The organism is Nostoc sp., assembly GCF_036917635.1.
Lineage (GTDB): Bacteria > Cyanobacteriota > Cyanobacteriia > Cyanobacteriales > Nostocaceae > Nostoc.
Genome location: NZ_JBALCW010000106.1, coordinates 14,088 through 41,029, shown reverse-complemented (window position 1 = coordinate 41,029; position 26,942 = coordinate 14,088). Strand labels below are relative to the sequence as shown.

Here is a 26,942-nt window from a genome sequence, read left to right as displayed (position 1 = left end):
CAATTTGTGATTTCCTGTGCTTCCCTGTAAACGTCCAGCTGTATTTCTAATTTGGGCTGTTCTACTGACTTCGTTAACAGCCTGTGCTAACAGTCCAGTCGCCAAAAACCTTGAGGAATCTTTGGCGGCAGATCCGAAACTGCAAAGCAATCCAGTTGTCTTTGGAGAATCTCAGGGTAATCAACCGCAAGCACAGCAAAACCAATCAACAGTTCAGTTACCTGCTGATTTTCCTAAAGATATTCCACTATATGCTAATGCCAAACTACAGGAAGTGACACCTGCTAGCGGCTCAGAAAATAGAATCTCAACTCGTTGGTTGAGTTCTGACCCCAGTAACTTTATTGCTAGCTTTTATAGTAGCCAGTTTAAAACAAATAACTGGCAGATTTTGCAACAGCCAACAGATGATGCGGGAGGTGCTTTTGAGGCACGTCGTAATGATTTGCTGTTAAAGGTTTCCATTCAGCCCAAATCAGTTACTAACGCCACACCGAATCAACCCCAAACAGCCACCGAATTACTGATTGACTACGTACCGAATAGTACTGCAACGGCACACTCTACCCCGTCTACAAATCGTAACGAAACTACTGAGGCCGTTCCTCAACCAGGAGATTCCCACTTCGTTGGCCCGATACCACCCGCAAACTTGGCAGCACAGCCACCAAGTACGGCTAATAACCAAACGACTCCTACAGCCACACCTGAATCTCAGGAATTCAACGATCTAAATAAGGTTTCGCAAGAATGGCGACAACACATCCAAGACTTGGCAGCATTAGGTGTTTTGCCTTTAGAACCAAAGGCAACTAAGAGCAATTCTACTACCACGACTAACCAGTTTGAACCCAGTAAAATTGTTACACATCGAGAATACGCTCGTTGGCTAATTGCTGCTAACAATGCTATGTATGCCAGCAATCCAGCTAAACAAATTCGCTTGGCATCAGAAAGTACTCAACCAGTTTTTAGTGATGTGTCGGCAAAAGACCCCGATTTTCCAGCAATTCAGGGATTAGCCGAGGCTGGGTTAATTCCCAGTCCTTTGTCTGGAGATTCTACAGTAGTTTTGTTTCGTCCTGATGCACCCTTAACACGGGAACAGTTGCTGCTGTGGAAATTACCTCTAGATACTCGCCAAGCTTTACCCTCTGCTAACTTAGATGCAGTCAAACAAACGTGGGGTTTCCAAGATGCAGCGCGAATTGACCCCAAGGCTTTAAGGGCAGTGTTAGCTGATTATCAGAATAGCGAACAATCGAATATTCGGCGGGTGTTTGGTTATACGACTCTGTTTCAACCCAAAAAACCAGTAACTCGTGCTGAGGCTGCTACAGCTTTGTGGTATTTCGGCAGTCAGGGTGAGGGTGTATCGGCTACTGAGACTTTGAAATTAAAGCGAAGTTAAAGCGATGTCTACGATCTGACAATTCAGGTCATCTGAAAAACCTCACTTCTATTTCTCTCTTCCTTTAAGGAGAGAGACTTTAAATTTTCACCCTTAGAGTGTCGGGAAGGGGGTTAAGGGGTTAGGTTTTCGTGGATTTTTCCAGATAACCTGAATTGTCAGGTCTACGATGACCTACACCATTCTGTTGCGGTTAGTCCCTAAATACCATAAAAGTGGACGATTCTTACCTTTGAGCATGTAAATTTGCCATTTCTTTGTAATATAGCTATTTTTTATCAATAAAATTTAAATCTAAGTATTTTCAGCTTTTTTATCTGTGTTTGATAAATTTTTGAGGCATAGTTAAGTAAAACAACGTAAATTAACTCAATAGGCATACTGAGTCAGGGCTATTTCATTCTCATCTAGCCTTCCTCAGAATGAATTCTGAGTCTAATAGCACTCAGTCGTCTAAAGACGACTGAGAAAAGATTATAGTCCGTTAAAAGGCACTTTAGCTATAAGAGAGGAACTTTAGTAATGGGCGGTTTATGTCTCGAACGAAATAGCCCTAGTACTGAGTTTTGAAGTAAATCAAAAGGGGAGCATCCCAAAGAGTGCTTACAATCTTTTCCCTCACCCCCAGCCCCTCTCCCATCATTTGGGAGAGGGGAAACATAATTCTAGTTCCCCGAATCCCGTCATATGGGATTCGGGGTTAGGGGATGAGGGCTATCAAGGTTTTTGCACCTGACGGGATGCTCCCAATCAAAAGAGAAGTTGTCAGACTATGACCCTTTGATTACTTTTAAACAGATTAAAAATACCACAGGTAAAACGAAGATGAAAAAACAAGCTATAGCGGTAGGATTTGTTCTATTTTCTTTCATGTTGCCGACCAAAGCCTCGGCTGGGAGTTTTGATCAGCTTTATGTATTTGGCGATAGTCTTTCCGATACAGGCAATATATATAATGCTACGGCTAAAATATACCCTCAAAGCCCACCTTACTTTGAAGGACGTTTTTCCGATGGGCCAATTTGGGTGGATTATCTCGGAGATCAGCTAGGGTTAAAGCCTACTTTATTGACTGATATAAATTTCACTACTATTCCTCCCACACCAATTCCTACCCAAGGGATAAATTTTGCTTTCGGTGGTGCTAGCTCTGGTTTGGATAACGCTGTCGTTCCTAATCTAAATTTACCGGGAGTACTCAAACAAGTCCTTGGTTTTGCTGGAAATCTGCAAGCCAATCATCAAACTGCTGATCCAAATGCACTTTATACATTGTGGGGAGGCGCGAATGATTTCTTTTTTCTCAACCCTGAAGACTCGACCACGCCAATCAATAATATATCGCTGGCGTTAAATACTCTGGTAGGAGTGGGGGCGAAAAATATTTTGGTGTTTAACTTGCCAGATTTAGGAAAATTACCAGCATCTACAACCAACGATCGCAACCCTACAACTCTTAGCAAATCCACTAATGAGTTTAACTTGGGTTTAGCAAAAACTGTCAGCACTTTGAGTCAAAACCCGAATCTCAACATCATCTCTGTTGATACTTTTTCTTTATTTAATCAAGCAAGTGCATTAGGTTTTACGAATGTAACCCAATCTTGTCTATCTAAATTAGATATATGTAAACCAGGTGACAATAAGTTTTTGATTTGGGACGGTTTTCACCCAACAACTGCTGCCCATCAGGTGATAGCAGATGCTGCACTGGCGGCGATTGAGGCTAAGTCTGTTCCTGAACCGGGAATAAATTTAGGGATTTTAGCCCTTGGTGCTTTTGGTGCTGTAGGAGTGCTGAAGCGTCAACAAAAAAGGTCAGCACTTGGATCGGTAGGTCGGGTTGTTGATGCACAATTGTCTCATACAACAGTTGAAAATTAAACTAAGTAAGTGGGCGCAAATAATCATCACTGGTTCGTAGTTGCGCTAAAGCGCAAGAGGGCGCAACTACGAGCCAAATACAGAGATTTTACTTTTCGTTACATAGTTTGGTTTTATCTTGCCTACCTACTTAACTGTATTGATGTGGGATTACGATCGCTTATTTCAAATTATTGAAGAATTGGTGATGCACCATTCCCCTAGTGGTGCAGAAGCTGAGATTAACCAGTTGTTGATGCAACGATTTGCGGCGCTGGGTGTGGAAGTTTGGTGCGATCGCGCCGATAATATTATTGCGAAAATTCCGGGCAAAAGTCCAGACGGAGCGATGTCTAACGACAAGCCGCTTCTCTACGAGAGGCTTCGCCAACGCGTCTACGCCATCACCGCCCATAAATACGAAATTGGCGCAATTGTCAAGAGTCTCGGTGATGAAGGTCGTGTTAAAGTCAGCAAACTCGGCGGTTCTTTCCCGTGGGTTTATGGCGAAGGTGTTGTAGATTTACTGGGAGACAACGAAACCATTAGCGGTGTTCTCAGCTTTGGTTCCCGCCATGTTTCCCATGAATCGCCCCAAAAAGTGCAGCAGGAAGATATTACTGTTAAGTGGGAAAATGCTTGGATTGAAACGAAGCTCACTGCGGTTGAATTAGAAGCAGCTGGCATTCGACCTGGAACTAGAATGGTAATCGGCAAACATCGCAAGCGTCCAATTCGATTAAAGGATCATATTGCTGGTTACACTTTGGATAACAAAGCTTCTGTTGCGATTTTGCTAGCTTTGGCTGAAAATATAAAGCAGCCAGTAGTCGATGTTTATTTAGTAGCTTCAGCAAAAGAAGAAGTGGGGGCAATTGGGGCGCTATTTTCTTTGACTCGTATCAGAAACAGCTTCAAAAATAGAGGATTCTAATTGTTTCGGATTCATTTGGATGTATTAGTTCAATAATTTTCACTCTCTTCATCGCAAAGCGATTGCCCAGAAACTTGTATAAAATATGCTAAACACACGGGTACAACTTGAGCCAATGCAAGATTTAAGTCAGTGCGGCAATGGCATTCTACGTCACAATGCTTCCAGTACAAGAGTGGATATTGGAATTCCGCCTTGGTTATCTCGGTCGCTACTGGAGCCTGATAAATGTTGCTGGCTTATTCATTGGCTTCTTGCTCTGTGCGCTGATATTTGTGCCATTGATTATCAACATGACATTAGATCCGTTCAGATATCCAGATCATATTGTCATGAGCGCGATCGCCTCTGTCATTTTTGGTGCAATACTTTGGCTGGGACAGTGGCTGATGCTGCGACAAACTGAGATAACACCCAGAATTTTCGCTCTTATCAACACAGTAGTTGGAATTTTTGTCTTCTCTGTATTGGTGTGGCTGAATCAAAAAAGTTTGGAGTGGAGTGGTGGCCCGATCCAAGGCTGGAAAACTGGACTGATCTTTTTAGTCGGTGGAACCTGTACCGGAGCCGCAACGGGCAAGGCTTTAGATTTCTACTGTTGGCGAGTCGAGCAGCGATTAATCAGAATTGAGAAGGAGAAAGTAGATAAAGAAACCCAAGAAAGAGAAAGGCTGGAGCGAGAAAGGTTTGAGAAGGCAAAGTTAGAGCAAGAAGCTTTAGAAGCAGAAATCGCCCAAAGAAAAAGGATACAGAGGGAAGCTGCTATTCAAGAAGAACGCCTATGGTACGAACAACACGGGAAAGACTATGCAGATTATGAGGAGGATGAAGAGGATGAATAACTTTTGTGGTTTGAACAAGATTTTGAGTGCGATTCGTTGTAAGGGTAATTGCACTCAAAATCTTGTTTAACCATCTGTACAACTGAAATTAATTTTCTTGAGGCAGCAATGCTAGTAACTGTTGTACTTGTTCTATAGTTAAACCCGTGACTTGTGCGATTTCCTGGACAATCATTCCTCTTTGGAGTAAATTCAACGCAATCTCTTCTCTTGTTCTTTGGGCAGCTTTTTGTTCCCAACTAGTAACAATCTCCATGATTTCCTCCCGTTCAGTTAACCCTATTGTATCGATAGCCGCTTGGAAAGCTTGATTAGATTTTACTAATTAATCGGCGAGATTAAAGCCAGTGTAATTACTGAGAAAGAGAAAAGGGAAATGTTGAAGAAGAAAAAACTTTTCCCCACAATGCCAAGAAGTCAAGAAGTCTATTTTTTACTAACCCAAGCAATATGTAACGCAAGTTTTGATTGGAAAATCTCGAAAAAATTGGGTTAGATATTGCTTGGGTTAAGGCTGACCAAGAAAGTCTCCTTTGCCAAGTTCTACACCGCAGTGCCTAAGAATGTCATACGCTGTTGTGACATGGAAATAAAGGTTTGGCAAAACAAAATATAGGAGAAATGGCATTCCTTGAAAAGAGAGAGTATTGTCACGCATGTGTAGGGTAATTTCTCTCTCTTCTGAACCGTCAATTTGCTCAGGTTTAAAAGTATTTAAATGAGAGATAGTTTTTTGAATGCGATCAATAAGTTGAGGAAATGTAGTTTCATTGTCCTCGAATTTAGGTGGTTCTATTCCTGCTAACCGGGCGGCACCTCTATTTACTATGTCAGAGGCAATTTGCACTTGTTTTGATAACGGAAACATATCTGGGGATAGACGACTATTTATAAACACAGAAGGATCTATTTTTTTAGTTTCCGCATAAGTAGCACCTTTTTGGAGAATATTTACCAGATTATTCAGTGTGCGAATAAATACAGGTATTGAAGCTTGGTACATTGAAATGGTCATTGAGATTTCTCCACAAAAAGTTGAAAGGATTTTGAGTTGTTCCATCTAATATAAGGCTTAGTGACCATGATCTGGTGTCAAAAGATTTGTCTATATCTCTAGTCCTAGAAACCAAACTCAATTCAAAATAATTCAAAATATTCTCTTTGCTCCCAGTTAGTCACCTGCAATAAATACTCTTCTGGTGGCAGATCGGCGACGGACTGCAAAAAGCGATTAATTTCACTCTGTTTGATCTTGATGATGAAGTTTATGAACTGCTGCCCCATTTTTTGAGAAAAAAGTTCGCTTTGGCTCAAAGATGAAATCGACGAAAGGCAAACTTTTGGGTAAAGTTGGATTTTCTGTAGTATAAGGTGACTCTGTTGGAGAACCAGGGTCAAGTTGACGATCTAGGCAGGACTGTGCCAAAACGGGAAAATTGTACGCTAAAGAATTAATGCAAACGCTATAACCATTGCGAGACTTAGGTTTCAGCCATTGCTGAAAATCATTTTTTGTTTTATCCCTCAGTTAACAGTTCAAGAGAAATATTAATTCTCTTAAGCTGTAAAGTTGACATGTGTTACAAAATTAGTTGAAGCACTGATTGAAGAAATGCGTCGGACTAAAATAATAATCCCCGCAATTTCTACAGTTGAAAAGCTGGCTTGGGAAACACGACGACGCGCTCAAAACCAATTTTATTTATCGCTAACTAAACGCTTAACAACTATTCAAAAGAAAGAACTTGATGGTTTATTGGTGATAAATGTTGAAAAGAACCGGACTCCATTAGTTTGGTTGCGCCAACCACCTGGAGTAGCCAATCCCAAGAATTTTTTAAAAATATTAGATAAGTTTGAATTTATTCGTGATTTAAATTTAGATAGCTCATGTCTAGCTAAAGTACACCATAATCGTTTGGTGCAATTAACCCGTATTGGAGTGAAAACAACGCCTGCACACATAGCGAGATTAGATGAGCTAAGAAGATATGCTACTTTGGTTGCTTTTTTGTTAGAAACATCTGCCATATTTGTTGACACTGCAATCTCAATGCACGACAAGATGATAGGTAAATTGTTCCGCCGCAGTGAAAATCAACGTAACCAAAATTTTCAACACGATGGAAAAGCTATTAATGAGAAAGTCAGGCTCTATGCTGATATAGGAGATGCTCTAATTAACGCCAGAGAGGGAGAAGGAGATGCCTATGCTGCCATTGAATCGGTGTTAAGTTGGGATATTTTCTGAAAAGTGTTGAAGAAGCTGGGAAATTAGCACGTCCTGCGGATTTTGATTATTTTGATTTGCTCGACAGACGTTATTCCCAATTACGTAGATATACACCAACATTATTTTCAGCCTTTGAGTTTAAAGCCAGCAATCCAGCCGTAGCTATTGTTGAAGCGTTAAATTTAATCAAAGAACTAAATGATACTAATCGCCGTAATATACCGGATGATGCACCAGTTGATTTTGTTAAAGCCCGATGGTTAAAATATGTGTTCAATAATGGTAAAATTGACCGATATTATTACGAAATGTGTGTCTTAAGCGAACTACGAGACTGTTTGCGTTCGGGGGACATTTCGGTTGTAGGTTCTCGACAGTATCAGGATTTTGAGGATTATCTTCTACCCCAAGACCAATGGCAGCTTCTGTGCGATAACAATGAAATACCAGTGGCGATTACAACTGATTCTACTACTTATATCGAACAACGCCAAGAATTATTGTTTGAACAATTCGATAAGGTTTCTGATTTACTTACTTTAAATAAACTACCTGGTGTTGTCATTGAAAATGAAAAATTAGTTATCAGTCCAGTTATTAGTAATATGCCTGACGGTGCTACTCAGTTTTGCGACCGAATTTATAATTTATTACCGCGAATTAAGCTGACAGATTTACTAGTTGAGGTTGATTATTGGACTGGTTTTACTAAACACTTTACTCATCTACAAACGGGAGAAATGGCTTCAGATAAAGCTATCTTACTCAGTACTATTTTAGCTGATGCGATTAATTTAGGTTTGGTCAAAATGGCTGAAGCCTTACCCTCTCACGATTTAACCTTTGAGCGATTAGCGTGGGTTTCTGACTGGTATATTCGTGATGAAACATACTCAAAGGCTCTAGCAGAGATAATTAATTTTCATACCAAAATTCCATTTTCTGCCTATTGGGGTGATGGTAAAACTTCTTCAAGCGATGGTCAACGATTTAAAGCAGCTGGTCATAAAAGCTTTAATGAGGAAATTAATGCTAAATATGGAACTGATAGAAGCGTGACATTTTACACGCATATTTCCGACCAGTATGGACTATTCCACACTAACGTGATTTATGCAACCGATAGGGATGCAACTCATGTTCTTGATGGTTTAATGTATCACGAAACTGACTTAAAAATAGAAGAACATTTTACTGATACTAACGGTTTTACTGACCATGTTTTTGGTATATGTCATCTACTGGGGTTTCGTTTTTGTCCCCGGATGCGTGATTTAGCTTCTAAAAAGTTACACTTTTTTGATGGTGTTAATCAGAATTCACCTTTGTCACCGTTTTTGGGTGAGAAAATTAATGTCAAATTAATTGCTGCTTGCTGGGATGATATTCTCCGACTAGCTACTTCCGTTTCAATTGGAACAGTTACAGCTTCTTTGATCATGCGTAAGTTAGCGTCATATCCTCGCCAAAACAAATTAGCCATCGCTCTGCGAGAAGTAGGAAGAATTGAGAGGACATTGTTTACTCTCTATTGGTTGCAAAGTCCTCAGTTGCGACGTAAAGCTACTAACGAACTTAACAAGGGAGAATTGAAAAACTCGCTGTCGAGAGGGGTCTTCTTCCACCGTTTGGGTGAAGTGCGTGACCGTTCGTTTGAAGATCAATCAATACGTGCGAGCGGTTTGAATTTGGCTGTGGCGGCGATTGTGCTTTGGAATACGGTGTATTTGGAGAATGCGGTTAATTTATTGAAGTCGGAGGGTGTAATTATCCCGGAGGAATACTTACAACATTTATCACCAATGGGGTGGGAACATATCAATTTGACTGGTGATTATATTTGGAATCTTAAGTCAGCAAGTAGCATTGATAATTTGCGTCCTTTGAGAAGGAAAAAAACAAAGTTTAAATTAAGGTGAAACCGTTGCCTGGTAAGGAGTTAAAGAGTTAGTATAATTCATTAGCGTACAATTTTCCCGTTTTGGCACAGTCCTGCCCTGTAGACTTGATTTATGTCAAACTTTAGTATTGAGCAATACTTTATCAAAGCCGATGATGGGATTTGAACCCACGGCCTGCTGATTACGAATCAGCTGCTCTACCACTGAGCCACATCGGCGTACACAATCTAAGAGTATAACATGATTTAATCATGGTAGATCAAAATCTCAAAAATCGCCTTAAGCCTGAACAATATGCCAGCCTGAAAGCAGAAATAGCCGCTCCATATCGCGGCTTCCGACAATTTTTCTACATCGCTTTCGGTGCTTCTGGCTCACTTGGTGCATTCGTTTTTTTCTTCCAAGTCCTTGCCGGACGGGATGTTGAGAGCGCAATGCCTAGTTTAGCTCTCCAAGTAGCGATCGTTGCCTTAATGGTTTTCCTCTGGCGCTGGGAGCAGCATCGGCAACAACGCCCCCAATCTGGTAAAAATCCTAATTCCTGAAGTCAGTTTACCAGTTGAAATTCAAACTAGGCATCGATAACCGTGTGATAATAAATATTATTGCCACAACGCCCAGACTAGGACAATTTCAAAAACGTTAATCAAATTTTTGAGAGTGTGGAAATATTTCATCAATTGCCTGCTCAACTAACCTAAATACAGGTTCAGGATACAGCGATGGCTTTTGGGTTACATTTTCAAGGAACTGATAGCTAATGGTTTTAACATCAGCACCTTTCTCTAAGAGAAACTGAGTTAAAGGTGAATATGAGCCTCGACTCAGAGAAAGTAGTTAGAGGCGTAATTCCATCATGACTTAAGTAATTAACATCTCCTCCTCGCTCAATTGCTTGTTGCACATCAGCAAATCTATTAAGTATAAGAGCATAAATCAAAACTTCATTGGGATGGAATTTTTCAAAGCCTTTCTTACTGGCATTTCTTGCTTCTCGCCACTGGTATATACTCTTAGCGAAACTTTCTACCTGTTCTTTTGAGTCCTAAGGCCGAATATAAAACGATCCTTTTAGCTTTGGCAAATAGACATATCTTGCCCGCCAATTCGTTAGTCGCTTCTCATGGATAACCATTTAGACTAATCTGGATGAGCCACGATGACGACCTGCAACAACTATTTTCTCATAACCATCACCCCAAATTGGAGCAGAACAGTAAACCTTTGTGTTTGGACTAAAATGCTTTGTCCCATACTGGATTTCATAGTTCTCACCAAACGGTTGCTCTGAAATAACATTTGCAACTAGATACCATTCAAGACGTTTTTCAAATTGCTCAGTCATGGTTCACGTTCAGATAGCCATTAAGCATAATTTTATCGCACCTCAGCAAGAACTACTATGATGTCTACTGAGGGGCTATTTGGTGACGCATTTAGAACACAAAGGTTTAAAGCCTCCACTGTCGCCTTGACTTACCATAAGATAAGGGACTGGCTGTAGCTTTTACCTCCTTCAATAATGCTTTGATGAAGATGAAAATATCAAAAGAGAAAAAATAAAAAAAAATTATTAGGAGATGTCAAAAAGCAAAAATTTTTGAAAAACTAGAAATCCTTTAAACGGGGTCAGCTATATTTAAAGACCCCTAAAATTAAAAAACTTACAATTTTGAAAGCGCCAGACTGATAATTGTTAGTCTGGCGCTTCCAATTTGGTAACTAGCGCAGCACGGCGGAAATAAACCACCCCTTTCAAATGTCTAGAATCCTTGCGAATTACGAACTTCTACTGAGCGACTTGCCTTCTTGGAAGTCGAAAGGAACCGAAGTATTACGAATTACGAATTACGCGCATCGATACCAGGCATTTACTGAGCTGTTACCAAATAGGATGAAGGAATTGCTTGGGCGCGTCCAGCATTGACAAGTGCCTGGTAAACAAAGGCAGCAACTTCGGCTCTAGTCGCTTCCCGATTAGGATTGAGTTGCTTCGCTGTGGGATAGTTTATCACTAGTTGGCGTGCAGTTGCCGCAGCAACAGGAGCGATCGCATAATTAGGAATCTGGGCAGCATCGGTGTAAAAGGAAAGGACATTCTGATTACTCGCAGTTAAGCCCAAACCATTAGCTAAAGCTACTAACGCCTGCACTCTGGGAATTTTTTGCTGTGGCTTAAAAGTTCCATCGGGATAACCAGAAACAAATTGACTCTGGTAAGCAGATTGAATTGCAGAGTAAGCCCAGAAATTGCTTGCTACATCCTTAAATTTAATTACTGCGCGTTTGTTTGGTGGTGTTAGGGCTTTAGTGACAATAGTGGCGAATTGGGCGCGGGTAACAGGATCATTGGGTTTAAAGCTGCCATCAGGAAAGCCAGCAATAATATTTTGGGAAGCTAAAGCTTCGATGTAGGTTTTTGCCCAGTAATTTGCCGGCACATCTTTAAATGCGACAGGCCCTCCAGGGGGTACATTAACAGATGCGGCAACGAAATTTACTGAACCAAAAATCTTTTTCTGATCGATATCATTGCCAACAGCGACAATTTGACCAGTTTTAGTGGCGTTGTTCACATCATAACGAGTGTTATTGCGAATCAGATTTCCACCAGGATTTTCGTTAGTGCCGAGGTCAGGTAAAGCGTTGACAGTTGCTACTACACCATCCCGCTTATTGTTCTGAATAACATTCTTACGCAATACGGGTTTTGCTGACTCTGAGATAAAAAGACCGTCTTGGTTTTCGACGATTTGATTTTCCACAATTTGGGGTGTGGAAGTGCCACCGATCGCTAGACCAAAACCAGTATCCTGAAATAAGTTATTCCGAATTTCTCCTTGAGCAGCTCTAGCAACTGAAATCCCATTGCCTTTGTTTTGCACAAAGACATTACTTTCAATTTTGGGATTGCCTGTACCTGTGACAAAAACACCCTCTCTGACACTGTTAGTAAAAGTACTGTTTGTGATAATCGGATTGGTTGACTCCACCCACACACCCGTCCCCCGGCTATTTGGGTTGGTGACGGTTACACCTGCGATCGTGGTATCTTGCTGGGCAAGGATGGTAATGTCCTGTCTGGCAAAGGTGCGACTCGTGTAGAAACCTCCACCTGTAATCAATATCCCCTGACCTTTAGTAGTTTCATCACCGCGCAGTGTCACCCCTGGTTTAAGCAAGAGCGGGAAGGTTTCGCCACTTTCCTGGTTATAGTTCCCAGGTGCTAATTGAATAACTGCACCTGATTGGGCTTGACTGAGAGCGAAACTTATGCTCTTGTAGGGTGCAGTTGAGGTTGCACCAGCACCAGCACTATCTGTACCCGTTGCTGGATTAACGTAAATCGCTGCGGCTGTTGCAGGAGCTTGCACTATGAGAGTTGGGCTGATACCTTCTGGGTGAGTAGCACCAGCATTAACCTGACCAGATAGTAGTATGGACCCACTAGAAACAACTAATAAAGCCGTTAGTCCGGCTCCCACGCGTAAAGTATAGCTGAGATGACTGCTAGAAAGAAGGTGAAAATTTTTCGCCTTAGAAATGTGAAAACCCCGGTATTTCATTTTTTGAGTCTGTGATGTGCTGAATTACAGTGTGTCGAACAAGGTTAAAGGTAGCAGCCTTGTAGCTGCTGTAAAACCCATGCAAAACTATACTGGATGATTAGCACTGATTCAGCTAAATTCCCTAGAACGATAACAGAACTTATACATTAGTTATATTGTGTTATTCAAAAAATTCTTTTAAGTAAGTGCGAATAAATAAATTTAATACATAAAACCCCAACTTCTTACAGAAGTCGGGGAGCTATATCTGATTTATATCTGGTGTTTAGTAAGCTAAAGTTTCTAAAGTTTCTCTTAAATACCGTTGTACCTGTTGTTCTAAGCGAATTCCTTGTAATTGAGCATCGCGTTCTAGTTGCCAGCGTTGAAAACCGGAACTAGTGGAGATCGCACATTTGAGGCTATACCAAATTTCAGTATCAGCAGAAAATTGGCGATCGCTAGAAGCTGGAATTTGAGCCATAGTTTCTCATTCCTTTATTTTAACTTCAACGGTAAATGGGCATTGGGAATGGGGCATTGGGCATGGGGCATTGGTTATTAATAATATTCTCCTCTGCAACGCTAGCCTCCCCTGCTCCCCCTGCTCCTCTAGTAGTTATTTATAGCCCTTTAAAGTCAAATAATATACTTTACGGGCTGCTACGAATCTGTATTAATCCTAAACAAGGATTCCAACAATCGGGGGACGATTTGATTAACCCGTACTCCTAAAATCGTGAAATCCTGCTTAATCTTTTCTAAAGATAATGGCTCTATGCCAGCGAATTCTGTGTCATTAGTCACTAAAACTCGCATTACACTCACAGGTATTTGTAAAAATAGATTGCTGCCTAAAAATGCTAAACCCGCAAACAATAGTGCAAGGCTACGCCATTGTGGGAGAAATTTAGCTGAATTTGCGACTAATGGGGCAATTTGGTAAAGCTGCCACAGTACCCAAACCGACAATACTGCTGCTACTAATGCCAGGATACGATTTAACTTTGTATTAATTAAACAGAGTATTTTTCGCTGCCGCTCGGTCAGATTTTCTGGCTTTAAGGCTATTCCTAAAAGAGCAAATATATAAAAAGGGCGACGCAACTGCATCCATAGCAGGGGGAGAATACCAATAGCGGCAACTAAAAATAGCTCCATCCAAACTGGTAAAAACGGCTCGCCTACAGACAAAAACAATAAGCAGAGGACTAAAAAAACAGGCAACGTCGCCAATCCAGCGACGTGAATCCACAAAATAGGTTCAGAGCGAAATGAATGCATAATAAAAAGTTATGAGTTAAGAGTTAGGAGTTAGGAGTTAAAGGCTGCTAATTCCTAACTCCTAATTTATTACTCCTAACTTCTAACCATTTTACCCTTAACACTATCTCGTTAAGGTGAGAGTGCGGCGCTTCGTAACCATCTGATAGGATTCGATGATGTCACCTTCAACCCAGTCATTGAATTTATCCATGCCGACACCGCATTCATAACCGGCGTTGACTTCACGGGTATCTTCTTTCATCCGTTTTAGGGAGTCAAGGACGCCTTCAAAGATCACCTTACCGCCGCGTCGCACTCTGACTTTGCAGTTGCGAACTAGCTTGCCAGATTGAACGTAGCAACCAGCAACAGCACCGCGACCGACTGGGAAGACGGCACGGACTTCGGTTTGGCCCAAGGGTTCTTCCACCAACTCTGGTTCCAAAAGACCTTCCAAGGCATCTTGGATATCTTCTAGGAGTTTGTAGATCACGTTGTATTCTCGAACATCTACACCCGCTTCATCGGCGGCTTGTCTTGCACCACTAGCAAAGGTGGTGTTGAAGCCAATAATTACAGCGTTACTGGCAGCGGCTAAGTCGATATCTGTCTCGGTGATTTCCCCAGCAGTAGCCAAGAGCATCCGAATTTGGACTTCGTTTTGCGGGATTTGCTTGAGCGCTCCCACAATGGCTTCTACAGAACCTTGTACGTCTCCCTTCAAGATCAAGTTGAGTTCTTTCAACTCGCCTTCTTGCGCTTGAGCGGACAGGGTTGTAAGGGTAACACGACCCTGTAACAGGCGGGATAGGCGTTGTCTGTCTGCGCGATCGCTAGCGAGCGCTCTGGCTTCTTTTTCGTTCTGGAAGACCTCGAACTCGTCGCCTGCTGCTGGCACATCACTTAAACCTAGTACCTCGACGGCAAAGGAAGGAGAAGCAATATCTACTCTCTTGCTTCTGTCATCCACCATCGCTCGGACTTTACCGAAAGCGGAGCCAGCTACCAAGATATCTCCCACATGCAGGGTGCCATTCTGAATTAGCAGGGTAGCAACTGCTCCCTTGGCTTTATCCAGATGTGCTTCAATTACAGTTCCTTTAGCAGCCCGATCTGGGTTAGCAGATAGTTCTCCAACCTCTGCTACTAAGAGAATCATCTCTAAGAGCGTATCCAGGTTTTCGCCTCTGATGGCGCTCACGGGAACCATAATTGTCTCACCACCCCAGTCTTCTGCGGTTAGACCATACTGGGTGAGTTCTTGTTTCACCCGCTCTGGCTGTGCGCCTTCTTTGTCAATTTTGTTGATTGCAACAACAATTGGCACTCCCGCAGCTTGGGCGTGGCTAATGGCTTCAATCGTTTGAGGACGGACACCATCATCAGCAGCTACTACCAACACGGCAATGTCTGTTACCCGCGCTCCTCTAGCCCGCATTGCTGTAAAGGCTTCGTGACCAGGAGTATCCAGGAAGACTATTTGGTGTGGTTTGCCCTCGTGTACTACATCCACATGGTATGCGCCGATGTGTTGAGTAATACCACCAGCTTCGCCAGCAGCCACTTTTGTTTTGCGGATTGAGTCGAGCAGGGTTGTTTTACCGTGGTCTACGTGACCCATAATTGTCACGACTGGCGGACGGCGGAGGAGATATTCAAAGTCTTCTGCGCCGACCATTTCCGTAACTTTTCGAGCTTCTGCTTCTCGCTCGGCGGTTTCTACTTCTATTTCTAGTTCTTTTCCTACTAGGGTAATTGTGGGAATATCTAGATTTTGGGTGATACTCACCGCCATGCCTTTGAGAAACAGGATTTTCACAATCTCTGTATCGGGAACGGCTAAAACGTCAGCCAATTCTTGTACAGTCAAGGGGCCTGTGATCACCACTTTTGCTGGACGATCGCGCTTGGTGTCAGCTTCTTGTTGCTGGCGACGGTTATTGTGATTGTCACGGCTAGAACCAGACTTAGAACCAGGTTTTCTATTTCCTCTAGCAGTCGGGGCGCTAGCAAGGGTTGCACCTGGCATCTGCACAGGTCGAGTCGCTTTCGGTTTGGGAGGACGGGCGATGGAAAGGCTGACTTGGACGGTGGCTGGTGAGTCTAGATCGTCATCATCTAGCAAATCTTCTTCAAACTCATCATCCAGTATCGGCTTGATCCGCTTGCCTTTGACGCCAGCTTTAGCCTTCTCTTTAACTTCGTCAATTATTTCCTCTTCAACCCACTTTTTGCCGCCTTTGGTGGGGCGAGGTGGACTTGGGCGTTTCAAATCGAGGAGATCGGGTGTGACGACTGGCTCATCACCCAATCCTTGAGATTTGCCCGCTATTCCTGACATCTGTCTGGGTGGAGTAGCGATCGGCATTGCGGCTGCTACTGCTTCACTAGGACGGGCTGGCCTGGGTCGTTGCCCCTCTCCTAGTTGTGATGGTGCAGATGGCCTATTGCTCCTCTGCTCTGGTCTGCTAGGTGCAGGGGTGGGTCGAGCCTGTCTTTGTGGTGCAGTTTGCACAGACGGGTCAGTTGGCAGTTTAGCAACTCTTGGCTTAATTTGTTCGCGATCGCCTTCGATAGGCCGTTGCCGTTGGTCGCGTTTGAGGATCGGTTTATCTGCCTGAGATCCTTGCTCATCTGCCACCTGGGCTTCTTCTGCCGCCGGTCTTGGCGGTGGGGCAGCTAATTGCGGTTTGATCGGTTTTTCCGCTTTCGGTCTGGGTGGAACTATTTTTTCTGGTTTTTGGGATGCTATTTTTTCCGACGTCTGATTTGGATTTGGCGTTTGTTCCAAGTCCGTGACAGGAGGTTGCTCTTGAGTCTCAGATTGAGTCCGGGGCACAGGTCGAGTTGGTGCTGCCGGCTTCATGGGTGAGACTGGTGTAGCGAAAGGCCGTGGTGGAGAGGGAGGATTAGCTTCAGACAAGGCAGCTTGGGTATTGGTAGCAACTGACGCCTCTGGGGCGTTGGAGGTAGTATTTCTCAATATTTTGGGTTTGCGTATTTCCAAAATTTGCTGTTTGTGGGGTGCAGCAGGTCGGGCAGATCCGCCGTTTGGTGGTGAGTTTGGTTTCTGGCTGGTTGTACGTAGTTCCTTTTTGGCTAAAACATTCGTCGCTGCGAGTTTTTCCGCAGCCGTGCGGATGCTTTCTGCCTCGGATTCTGAAATCGTGCTGCTATGACTTTTGACCGCAATATCGAGCTGGTCGCAAATTGCTAGTAGCTCTTTGTTATCCAAATTCAATTCCTTTGATAATTCATAGATTCTAACTTTGCCGTTGTTCATCCACTCTTCCCCTTTAATTTACAGTTTTAGCGGATGGTTGCCTGGGAGTGCGACATCTCCATCCTTGGATTACTGTTTTTAGACTGCCGTTCAGTTTTTGCCGGTGCCTCCAATCAGGAAAGAGAGATGTTTCGGTTTAATAATGGCATCCCCACCAGGAATGATGGTTAAGGGACACCCATAAAAATTTTTTAAATAAAAGATTTTTATAGGAACCCCTGACGCCGAACTGCGCCTGAGCGCTACCAGGTTGCCATTTTGTAGTTTCTTGTTTTGGTGATTCTGAGCCTTCCACAACACAATCGATTACATCTTTACTCTGGGAATCTTGCCTCGCCCCTCTTAGTTATTGGAGAGCCGAATGCCTTTTACACCCATTTACTATTTTGGCACTAACCTTAACGATCATATAGAGGCTGTCATGAAAGCACGACTTCGCCTTTCGCACAATTCCTCTGGTGATAACGTCACAAATTTGTTCCAATTAAATTTGGTTTTGGGTATTAGTGCGGGCTAGACGTTGCGACAAGCTTTGGTACAGTGTTTCTGGCACTGATGCGTGTAGCGATCGCCCTAGTCGATTTTTTTTTTGAGCTGCTTGTAGGCAACTCCTTTCGGGACAAATATAGGCAGAACGCCCCATGCCCTGATCTAATTGTACCTTTCCCGATGGAAAGACGCGGACAATCCGCCAAAACTCATCTTTTGACCCTACTTTCCGGCAACTAATACAGCGCCGATAATTTGGTTTCATCGCTTTTGTGTGATCTCAGTCCAGCATTCTGGATGTAAAAATAAGTTTATTATTACTATTTTTTACTCATACCAAGTAGCTTTTGAGAAAATAAGCCAAGAGACTGAGACTATAATCTACAGTATCAAAACTTTACAAATTTAATCAATTATTCATCATCGTCCTTGTCAAATCTATCCTCCTCTTCTAATCCGTCGTGATTTTCATCGTCGAATTCTTCCTCATATTCAAGATCGTCTTCCTCTGATTCCTCTGATTGATATTTTGTTCTTACAGCCATAAATTTGGCATCTTCTCCGGCATAGTCGTACTTAGCTTTGTCTTTGATGTCTATTTTCCAACCAGTCAGACGGGCTGCCAAACGAACATTTTGTCCTTCTTTGCCTATGGCCAAACTCAATTGGTCTTCAGCCACTAATACGTGAGTTTGCCGGGATTCTGGGTCCATCAGACGTACTTCATCCACTCGGGCTGGACTTAAGGCATTAGCGATATATGTTGCTGGGTCTGGCGACCAGCGAATTACATCTATTTTTTCACCACGTAATTCGTTGACTACGACTTGAATGCGCGAGCCCCTGGCTCCGATACAAGCGCCTACTGGGTCTACATCGCGATCAAGGGTATCTACTGCTATTTTAGTCCGGGGTCCGACATAACGGGAGGGGGGGTTTGCCTCCCTAGCTACGGCAACAATCCGTACCACTTCATCTTCGATTTCTGGAACTTCGTTGGCAAACAGATAAACCACCAAACCAGCATCAGCGCGAGACACAAGTAACTGTGGCCCTCGTTGCTGACCTTGGGAGACTTTTTTGAGATATACCTTAAAGGTGGCATTTGCTCGATAATTATCGTTGGGCAGCTGTTCCCGCTTCGGTAATTCGGCTTCTACTTCTGGCTGACCAAAGCCACTGCTAACTGCCAGAACCACTGATTGCCGCTCAAACCGCAGGACTCTTGCTTGCAGGACAGTTCCTTCTAAATCTTGGAACTCTTCTTGCACCATTTGGCGCTGTTGATCCCGTAATTTTTGCGCTAGTACCTGCTTAGTTTGCATCGCCGCCATGCGACCAAACTCTCCTTGATCGGGGGTTACATCCAGCACCACAGAGTCCCCTAACTGCGCTTCGGGAGCTACTTGTTGAACTTCATCTAGAGAAATCTGGTGGTCTGTATTATTTACTGCTTCGACAATGGTTTTGGTGGAAAGAACGCGAAATCCTTCTTCTTCAATATCGAGTTCTACTTCAAAATTCTCAAAATAATCTTCGTCAAACTGTTTGCGTTCTAAATTTTGGGCGCGACGATAACGTTCGTAGCCTTTTAGTAGTGCTTCTCTAATAGCTGATTGAACTGCAAGACGAGGTAAATTCCGCTCTCGACTTATACTTTCAATTAATTCTTTTAATCCAGGTAAAGTAACCATTGACATAAGCAATCTCCTTTAAAAATTAGGGAATGGGGAGTGGGGAGTAGGGACTGAAAACTACGCATTAGAGCCAGAGATTAGAGAATAGTTTTACACTAGCCTCTAATCTCTAGCCCTAGTTTCTAACCTTTAGCCTTAAGCCAAGGTGTTCTAATCTCTAACTCAACCAGCCTTAGCCCTTTGTTTATCGGCGCTCGTCTAGTTGCACCTTAGTAATTAGGGAGCGGGGAATTTCGACTACACGACCTTTTAGGTTTAAGTAAAGTCCTGTCTCATCCCGGCGAATCAACTGACCTGTCCACTCTTGTTGTCCGTCGTAAGGGGGCGTTGTGGAGATAATCACAGGAAATCCTTTAAAGGAAATAAACTCCCTGTCTGTTACCAGTTGCCGCGAAATCCCAGGACTAGAGACTTCCAAGACATAAGCATCTGGAACGATTTGGGCAGCATCTAAGGAGGTTTCTAAAGCACGGCTCATCCTCTCACAATCATTTAACCCGGTGTCTTGCTCAGGATTGCGAATGTCTACCCGCAAAACTGGTGGACTTTGGTTGGTGTGAAAAACCACGCCAACCACTTCCAATCCCAGTTCTTCTGCTACTGGTGTTGCCAAATCAATAATTTGTGGAATTAAAGGATGAGCCATGAGAGAATTCAATAAAAAAAGTGGGCACTGACCCACTTCCTGCGATAGGTATATCTTCCAAGAAGTCTTGTGACGAACCAATTATGATTCGCCTAATTCGAGTTTAGCGCATTTCTTTTATAGTCGTGTATTGGGGATTGGGGATTGGGGATTGGGCATTGGGGATTGGTTATTATTTCTTGTCCCTCACTCCCTCACTCCCTCATCCTGCCCCCTGCCTCATCTTTTCACTACTGCTGGAACTGATACTTGTGTTCGTAGCTGTCTGGTTTGCTCGATAATTTGGTCTATGTCTTCTTGGGACAAACGCTGGACGTAGTTGAGTTTGATTTCCTCTAAGAAGTCAAAAAGTAAACTCTGAATTTCTGCGAGTACGTGTTTTTCCTTTATTTGAGATCCTAAGACTTTGCTAAAGGTTTCTACTAGTTGACTGGTGAGTTTTGCGCCCACGGGGTCTTCAACAGCGCTAACTAAAGTTTTGTAAAGATTAGTTGTGATTTGAGTCGCCAGTTGTTCGCTTAACTGGGTTTGGGCTTGTCCCACGCCAGGGAAGTTTTGCAGGTTGCGATAGACGGGGACTTGCTCGAAGACGGTTTCGATGTTGTGGCGCAAAATGGCTACGATCGCAGGTTGGATTTCGGGTAGCACTTGGTAGACAATTGTCTTTATTAAAAGACCTGCGATCGCTTCGACTTCATTCACATTATTAATATCTATGTAGGGACGTAAATTTTCTTGTTGTGAAAGCCAGCGCGTTAACTCACCCTTCTGTATTGAACCCTGAACCTGATTAATTACCCTCACCACTACAATTTCTGTAAGTTCTTCGGCAAAGTTAGCGACAATCCCTTGATTAATTTGCTTTCGCACTGGATGCAGATTCAATAACCCCACTTGATCGAGGCGGACTACTACAGGTATGATTCGCAGCCACCGCCAAAATGGCAGTAGTAAAAATAGGTCGTACCAACGCCACAAAACTGCTTCAAACCAGCTAAAACCAGGATGTTGCCGTCTAATTAAGAAAGTGCGCCCCAGCAATTCTACACCAAATAAAATCATAAAGGGTAAGTCAATAATCCAGAAATTATCAACAAATTCGCCATTTTCACCGATTTGGCGGAAGTAGTTAGAGGCAATTAAAGGGCGGATGCTCTCGTTAAAAAAATTAATTTGTTGATTCCAGCCATTTTGTGATAGGTATGGCTGACTCCAGAAAGTTGCAAAGGACTGTTTTGCAGATTCATTACCGATGTGCGATCGCATCCGCCTTTTGATTTTTTCCAGAGTCCCACTTTTATTCACTCCCGCAAACGGGTTACTGTCAATCATCTCGCTGCTAAGATGACTTATTTGTATTAGCCTGCTATTTACTTGAGAAGACTCTAACCCTGTTTGCCTGACTTGCTCTTCTAATGCGTCTACCGTTTCTAGATAACTTTTTGTGTCTCGATGGGGTTCAATACCTTTTATTGGGTCATAAATCTGAATAATTTGGGGAAGTTTTCGCAAGTAGAAATCTCGCCAAGGTACGTAACTTAAATTAAACAAAACTAAACCTAAATTTACGGTGGCAGTAATTGCCATAATTCTTTCAAACCAAAGATTCCGTTGCTTAGAAGATTTTGTATTTTTCATTTCTTGTCATATATTATACATTTTGTGACTATTTGAAATATAAGCTCTTTCATTTATCGAAACAGAATTCAGGAGTCAGTCGCCAGAATACAAGAAGGGGATTTTCAACGAAGGTCAAAACCCACTCCGTTCGCGCAGCATCTCCGATTGCCCTGGCTCTAGCTTGACACAGGTAACAGATGTATGCACTACTGTAATTTAGTATTCAAGGGGTGGATTCGATTCAAATCAGGCTGTATCTCTGCTAATACAAGATACTTCTTTTGATGGATGACAGAAGTTAATTTTTGGATTAAAAGTTAAATTTTACAAAAATAAATCACAAATTATTCAAAAAATATTAAAAAATTGCAAAAAAAGTTATTAAACAAACTTAAAATGCAGCTGTTAACATTTATAATCCTGCTGATTTAACTCAAAGGAGTTTTAAGTATGTGGTGTGGGTTTGGAAAATCAAGTGCGAACTTTGCTGTTACTTGCCTGATAACTGCTAGCGTAGTAATTGCAGACACAGGTTTCGCAGCCTCTCAACGTAGCTATAGCCCCCAGCAATTCCGTGCTGTGTTGCGAGGGTTAGGCTATAACGTCAAGGTAGTAAATGGTGCTTTGACGGATCAGGAAACTAAAAAAGCAATTCGTGAATTTCAGACGGGTTATAGGCTAAAACCAGTTGATGGGATAGCAGGACCAAAAACCCAAGCTTATGCTGCTAACATCATCAAAATTTTGCAAACAAATTTGAATGCTGTGCTGAAGCCTAATCCTCCGCTTCCCCGCGATCATTTTTATGGTCCCCAGATAGAAGCGGCGGTGAAGCAGTATCAGAAGAAATATCAGATGCAAGAAACTGGAATTGCTAATTTAGCACTCCGCCAAAAGCTGAATGAAGAAGCAAAGACAGTCATCAGTCAGCCAACACCTAAACCAACACCTAAACCAACGGCTAAACCAACGGCTAAACCGATGGGTAAACCGACGGCTACACCGATGGCTACACCGATGGCTACACCAACAGCTACACCAACAGCTACACCAACAGCTACACCGACAGCTACACCGATGGGTAAACCGATGGCTACACCAACAGCTACACCGACAGCTACACCGATGGGTAAACCGATGGCTACACCAACCACTACACCCTAATCGCCACCAAAAACTCCTACCCCAAAACCTCTTAAGTCATCTGATTTGGTTCTTCTAGGGGTCTGCCATTGGGTGTAGGTAGACTTGGACGGCGGTCATTGTAAGGCATAGGAATGTACTGGACGCTGGGTCGGCCTCCTTGTGGCTGTGGGTACAAATCCATGAGATCATAAATAGAATGGGGCAGTCCGACAGTTACGGGCAGCCCCATTTCTGTTGCTTCCTCTATAGTGATGGGATAGTCGTGGGTGACGCGGCCAGTTGTTAAGGCTTCGATAATCGATTCAATATTTTCTGGTAAAACTTTTTGTTTAGGTATACTGTCTTTTAGTAGAGACCGTACAAACCTCTCTACCTGCTGTATTGCTTTGCGTGAGAGGTCGGCCATAATTAGAGTTTGGTCATCAATCTCACTGATGGGTTTATCTTCAACTACTTTTAAGATACTCGCTGCTGGGTAGTTACCCAATTGGGGATCAACTAGCCCTAAGACAGCGTTAGCATCCATAATAATTTCATCGCTTGCGTTTGTCCACGAGTGGTAATTGATACTAATATCATCATCTCGGCGCTGATATTACTTAGAATCGGCTGTAATCCTTAATTTTTATGGACTACCACAACCTAAGAATGCAAGTTTTATGAATTTGCCAACAGAGTCATAGAATTCGCGGCTACACAAACTTAGATGCAAAGGGGTTTCCTGGAGGGTAGCCCACGGAGGTGGGCTAATGGAAAATAAAATTTTTTTAACCAGCGTTCACCTTTGGCGTTCCGAAGGAAAGGCGGGTTTTGCCTGTGTAGAAGCGGTTTCTAACCGATTTATATATAAATATATAAAGTCTAGGTATACCTGACCAGCATAGGAAGCGCTATATGAATTACGAATTACGAATTGCGAATTATTTATAATCCGCGTCGCCAAATCTTGATAGTGTCGTCATCACCACCGCTAACTAGGGTTTGCCCATCAAGACTGAAGGCGACGCATCGAACATAACTGGAATGCCCTATAAGTGTGCTGATTTCTCTGCCACTGTGTACGTGCCACACTTTGATAGTATTGTCCCAACTGCCACTAGCGAGAAATTGCCCATCATGGCTAAAGGCAACTGACCAAACTGAATCAGAATGACCAATGAGAGTACGAATTTCTCTGCCAGTATTTACATGCCACACTTTGATAGTATTGTCACCACTGCCACTAGCAAGAATTTCCCCATCCTTGCTAAAGGCTATACCGTTGACGAAGAAGGAATGACCTAATAGTGTGCAAATGTTTCTGCCTGTGTATACTTGCCATAATTTAATGGTGTAATCAGTACTGCCACTAGCTACAAGCTGCCTATCGTTGCTATTGGTTGCAGGCATTCTCGGAGAGTAGGCAACTGACGAAACTGAGTCAGAATGGCCTATGAGAGTTTGGGTTTCTATGCCTGTGTGTACTTGCCACAGTTTAATTGTGCAGTCAACACTGCCACTAGCCAGAAATTTTCCATCTGGACTAAAGGCAACGGAATTCACCCAATTAGTATGACCAGTGAGAGTACGAATTTCTTTGCCTGTGTTTACATCCCACAATTTGATGGTGTTATCCCAACTACCGCTAGCTAAGATTTCCCGGTTAAGGTCTGCAACTTTGGCAGATTTGGCAGATTCCCCTTGATAAGAAGGCTTTGAGGAGATTGGGCTAAAGGCGACGGAATGAACCATACTGGAATGACCAGAAGACCAACGACCCAGTTGACGCACTAGCTTGCCAGTACCCAGTTGCCAAAATCTAATAGTGTGGTCATTACTGCCGCTAGCAATCAATTGTCCGTCTGAGCTAATGGCGATCGCATGAACCATACTAGAATGACCTTTAAGGGTCTGTACACATTGCCACTTCTGTTGATCTAATACAAGTGAAGGTGGTTTAAGTTTAGGCGTTATCAGCAAGGTAGATGATATTGGTGCTATGTTCTCGCCAGCATCAGGCCCCAATAAATCCAACCACTCCTGCACAGACTGGGGACGATAGGTTGACTCCAAATCCATGCCGCACATAATAGCCTGATTTACCCTGTCACTGATCTTAGGATTAAAATATTGTGGTGGTTCTAAATTAACATTGTCACGTCTATCATCTGCACTCGTCGGTATAACTGCGGTAAGCAAATTATACAAAGTAGCAGCTAAGGCGTAGATATCAATATATTCTCCTCGTGGCGCTTCTGATTCATACTGCTCAGGTGGGGCAAAACCAGGAGTACGATACACTGTATGCCTTTGAATCATATTGGGAATAAATTCTCTAGCGATGCCAAAGTCTATCAGCACTGCTTCTGATTTATCAATGCGGATCATAATATTACGTGGTTTGAGATCCCGATGCAGTAGCCCTTTAGAGTGAATTAGCCCTAAAGCGCCGCCAATTTGCCTGATGTACAGTAGCGCTTCTGCTTCTGATAAAATCCCCATCCGTCTCAAGTGCTGTCCTAAGTCTTCGCCTTCGATGTACTCCATCACGATGCAGGGCAAATTTCCCTCATCGAAGATGGTTTCTATCTGTACTATATGAGGATGGTGACACACAGCCAGCCGTACTGCTTCATCACGGAAGTCTTGCCGTAACTTGTTTCGGTGGAGTATCCAGGCGGGGTGATTCAGAATTTCTTCTTTGAGAGTTTTAATTACTCGCAGTTGATTCCGTTGATTTCTGGCAAGATAAGTAATGCCAATTCCGCCTTCGCCTAGTTGGTTTTCAATAATGTAACGTCCACCGAATAAAGACTTTCCTGCATTCCACACCATTAGTAATATTTGACAATTCCTGGTATTTATTTTGGCACGGTATTCAGTTCAGCCAACACGAATTTTTGGAAATTCAATTTTGTTTTGCTGTTGTAACTTTTTTAAACTTAGTTACTTAGAAAACATTTCATTAACCTCAATAATTACTAATATAAACTTGGGTCTACCGTAATAGTTTTTAGTTAAACTATACTTTTACATCAAAATTTTATTTGATTGCTCATGCTAAAGTAAACAATGACTTTAGCTATATTTGGTCATAATAATTTGACTTGTAATTAATATGAAATTATGCTAAAGAATCTGAAGCTGAAACAAAAGTTTACAATTCTGCTACTGGTAATTTTAACATTCGGTTTGAGCTTGACTGGATTTGCTCTTTCTTCTCTGCTCAAAGAGAATGCTAAACAAGATATTAGTTCAACAGGTCTTATGCTCATGCAAACCATGAGTTCTGTTCGTAAATACACTAATACTCAAGTTAATCCAGAGTTAGCTGATAAATTGGAAACTGAGTTTTTGCCACAAAGTGTACCTGCATACTCAGCACGGGAGGTATTTGAGATTTTACGGAAAACACCAGACTACCGTGACTTCTTTTACAAAGAAGCAACTCTCAATCCCACAAATCTTCGGGATAAGGCTGACGGTTTTGAAACGGAAATTGTAGAAAGGTTCAGAAGTAAATCAGACCTTAAAGAAGTGAGTGGATTTCGCTCAATTCCTGGTGGCGATATCTTTTACATTGCTCGTCCGCTACCAATTTCTGAACAAAGCTGTCTGAAGTGCCATAGTGTACCCGAAGCTGCACCTCCAAGTATGATTAATCTTTATGGTACAGCTAATGGATTTGGGTGGAAGCTGAATGAAATTGTCGGCGCTCAGATTATTACAGTACCAGCAAATAACGTCATTAACAAAGCCCATCAGTCTTCCTTACTAATTATTTTAATTGTATCAACTATTTTTATAGCGACTATTTTGTTAGTAAACTTTTTCTTAAATCGACAAGTTGTTATGCCTCTCAAACGCATGACTCGCATCGCCGAAGAAGTAAGTACTGGACACATGGAAGTTGAATTCGAGCAGATGTCTAATGATGAAATCGGTAATTTAGCTAAAGCCTTTAAACGGATGCAGTTAAGTTTAGAAATGGCAATGAAAAGAATCAAACGTACTCAGGGGGGTATGCGAGACTAAAGTAATTCGTAATTCGTAATTTAGTTGTGCAACGGAGATTTAGACTCAA

At 42.6% G+C, this 26,942-nt stretch carries 21 protein-coding genes, 1 tRNA gene and 1 pseudogene; 9 read left to right on the top strand and 14 right to left on the bottom strand.

Features of this window, described 5'->3' with window-relative positions; all coding sequences use genetic code 11:
- Positions 1-16 precede the first annotated feature (16 nt).
- The 4 genes from V7K32_RS26450 (at position 17) to V7K32_RS26435 (ending at position 5,050) form a co-directional block, all read left to right on the top strand.
- Complete coding sequence (locus tag V7K32_RS26450; protein ID WP_334997544.1) at positions 17-1,411, top strand: S-layer homology domain-containing protein; 1,395 nt, start codon at positions 17-19, stop codon at positions 1,409-1,411.
- Positions 1,412-2,236: 825 nt separating this feature from the next.
- Positions 2,237-3,295: an SGNH/GDSL hydrolase family protein gene (locus tag V7K32_RS26445; protein ID WP_334997542.1), complete on the top strand. Its 1,059-nt coding sequence runs from the start codon at positions 2,237-2,239 to the stop codon at positions 3,293-3,295.
- Between the two features lie 142 nt (positions 3,296-3,437).
- Positions 3,438-4,208 (top strand): hypothetical protein, encoded by a 771-nt coding sequence (locus V7K32_RS26440; protein ID WP_334997563.1) that lies wholly within the window; start codon positions 3,438-3,440, stop codon positions 4,206-4,208.
- A 140-nt stretch (positions 4,209-4,348) separates the two neighbouring features.
- Positions 4,349-5,050, top strand: coding sequence for a hypothetical protein (locus V7K32_RS26435; protein WP_334997540.1), 702 nt, complete (start codon positions 4,349-4,351; stop codon positions 5,048-5,050).
- 88 nt (positions 5,051-5,138) lie between these two features.
- Here V7K32_RS26435 and V7K32_RS26430 read toward each other — a convergent pair whose 3' ends face one another.
- Together V7K32_RS26430 and V7K32_RS26425 are read right to left on the bottom strand one after the other, a co-directional pair.
- Positions 5,139-5,306 (bottom strand): hypothetical protein, encoded by a 168-nt coding sequence (locus V7K32_RS26430; RefSeq protein WP_334997538.1) that lies wholly within the window; start codon positions 5,304-5,306, stop codon positions 5,139-5,141.
- 252 nt (positions 5,307-5,558) lie between these two features.
- Positions 5,559-6,065, bottom strand: a complete 507-nt coding sequence (locus V7K32_RS26425; protein WP_334997536.1) for a DUF1993 domain-containing protein — start codon at positions 6,063-6,065, stop codon at positions 5,559-5,561.
- Between the two features lie 555 nt (positions 6,066-6,620).
- Here V7K32_RS26425 and V7K32_RS26420 point away from each other — a divergent pair.
- Together V7K32_RS26420 and V7K32_RS26415 are read left to right on the top strand one after the other, a co-directional pair.
- The gene (locus V7K32_RS26420) at positions 6,621-7,301 is read left to right on the top strand and encodes a hypothetical protein (protein WP_334997534.1); all 681 of its coding nucleotides are present in this window, start codon (positions 6,621-6,623) and stop codon (positions 7,299-7,301) included.
- Positions 7,286-9,202, top strand: coding sequence for a Tn3 family transposase (locus tag V7K32_RS26415; RefSeq protein WP_334997532.1), 1,917 nt, complete (start codon positions 7,286-7,288; stop codon positions 9,200-9,202). Before V7K32_RS26420 ends, V7K32_RS26415 begins: the two co-directional genes overlap by 16 nt.
- Before the next feature lie 128 nt (positions 9,203-9,330).
- Here V7K32_RS26415 and V7K32_RS26410 read toward each other — a convergent pair.
- Positions 9,331-9,402: transfer RNA gene (locus V7K32_RS26410), tRNA-Thr, on the bottom strand.
- 33 nt (positions 9,403-9,435) lie between these two features.
- Between V7K32_RS26410 and V7K32_RS26405 the strand changes: the two genes are divergently transcribed.
- Positions 9,436-9,729, top strand: a complete 294-nt coding sequence (locus V7K32_RS26405; protein WP_334997530.1) for a DUF3493 domain-containing protein — start codon at positions 9,436-9,438, stop codon at positions 9,727-9,729.
- A 590-nt stretch (positions 9,730-10,319) separates the two neighbouring features.
- On the opposite strand, the gene V7K32_RS26400 is transcribed toward V7K32_RS26405, so the two are convergent.
- The 9 genes from V7K32_RS26400 to V7K32_RS26360 all read right to left on the bottom strand — a co-directional run bounded on the left by V7K32_RS26400 (position 10,320) and on the right by V7K32_RS26360 (position 21,751).
- Positions 10,320-10,529, bottom strand: a complete 210-nt coding sequence (locus V7K32_RS26400; RefSeq protein WP_334997527.1) for a hypothetical protein — start codon at positions 10,527-10,529, stop codon at positions 10,320-10,322.
- Between the two features lie 526 nt (positions 10,530-11,055).
- The gene (locus V7K32_RS26395; protein WP_334997525.1) at positions 11,056-12,750 is read right to left on the bottom strand and encodes a DUF1565 domain-containing protein; all 1,695 of its coding nucleotides are present in this window, start codon (positions 12,748-12,750) and stop codon (positions 11,056-11,058) included.
- 268 nt (positions 12,751-13,018) lie between these two features.
- A complete protein-coding gene (locus V7K32_RS26390; RefSeq protein ID WP_069073454.1) occupies positions 13,019-13,216 on the bottom strand; it encodes a hypothetical protein in 198 nt (65 codons plus the stop codon).
- A gap of 179 nt (positions 13,217-13,395) precedes the next feature.
- On the bottom strand, positions 13,396-14,016 hold the full coding sequence (locus tag V7K32_RS26385; RefSeq protein ID WP_334997523.1) for a low-complexity tail membrane protein: 621 nt from the start codon (positions 14,014-14,016) through the stop codon (positions 13,396-13,398).
- A 103-nt stretch (positions 14,017-14,119) separates the two neighbouring features.
- A complete protein-coding gene (gene infB, locus V7K32_RS26380; protein ID WP_334997521.1) occupies positions 14,120-17,281 on the bottom strand; it encodes a translation initiation factor IF-2 in 3,162 nt (1,053 codons plus the stop codon).
- Between the two features lie 484 nt (positions 17,282-17,765).
- Complete coding sequence (locus V7K32_RS26375) at positions 17,766-18,035, bottom strand: YlxR family protein (protein WP_334997519.1); 270 nt, start codon at positions 18,033-18,035, stop codon at positions 17,766-17,768.
- Between the two features lie 148 nt (positions 18,036-18,183).
- Positions 18,184-19,470 carry a transcription termination factor NusA gene (nusA, locus tag V7K32_RS26370; protein WP_334997517.1) on the bottom strand — a complete coding sequence of 429 codons (1,287 nt, stop codon included), beginning with the start codon at positions 19,468-19,470 and terminating at the stop codon, positions 18,184-18,186.
- A 181-nt stretch (positions 19,471-19,651) separates the two neighbouring features.
- The gene (rimP, locus tag V7K32_RS26365) at positions 19,652-20,113 is read right to left on the bottom strand and encodes a ribosome maturation factor RimP (protein WP_334997515.1); all 462 of its coding nucleotides are present in this window, start codon (positions 20,111-20,113) and stop codon (positions 19,652-19,654) included.
- 219 nt (positions 20,114-20,332) lie between these two features.
- Positions 20,333-21,751, bottom strand: coding sequence for a hypothetical protein (locus V7K32_RS26360; protein ID WP_334997513.1), 1,419 nt, complete (start codon positions 21,749-21,751; stop codon positions 20,333-20,335).
- A 432-nt stretch (positions 21,752-22,183) separates the two neighbouring features.
- Between V7K32_RS26360 and V7K32_RS26355 the strand changes: the two genes are divergently transcribed.
- On the top strand, positions 22,184-22,897 hold the full coding sequence (locus V7K32_RS26355; RefSeq protein WP_334997512.1) for a peptidoglycan-binding domain-containing protein: 714 nt from the start codon (positions 22,184-22,186) through the stop codon (positions 22,895-22,897).
- A gap of 31 nt (positions 22,898-22,928) precedes the next feature.
- On the opposite strand, the pseudogene V7K32_RS26350 reads toward V7K32_RS26355, so the two are convergent.
- Positions 22,929-23,423 (bottom strand): annotated as a pseudogene (locus V7K32_RS26350) (SDH family Clp fold serine proteinase); the annotation flags it as partial.
- Between the two features lie 380 nt (positions 23,424-23,803).
- On the bottom strand, positions 23,804-25,693 hold the full coding sequence (locus V7K32_RS26345) for a serine/threonine-protein kinase (RefSeq protein ID WP_334997510.1): 1,890 nt from the start codon (positions 25,691-25,693) through the stop codon (positions 23,804-23,806).
- 291 nt (positions 25,694-25,984) lie between these two features.
- Between V7K32_RS26345 and V7K32_RS26340 the strand changes: the two genes are divergently transcribed.
- Positions 25,985-26,893, top strand: a complete 909-nt coding sequence (locus V7K32_RS26340) for a c-type heme family protein (protein WP_334997508.1) — start codon at positions 25,985-25,987, stop codon at positions 26,891-26,893.
- Positions 26,894-26,942: the final 49 nt, after the last annotated feature.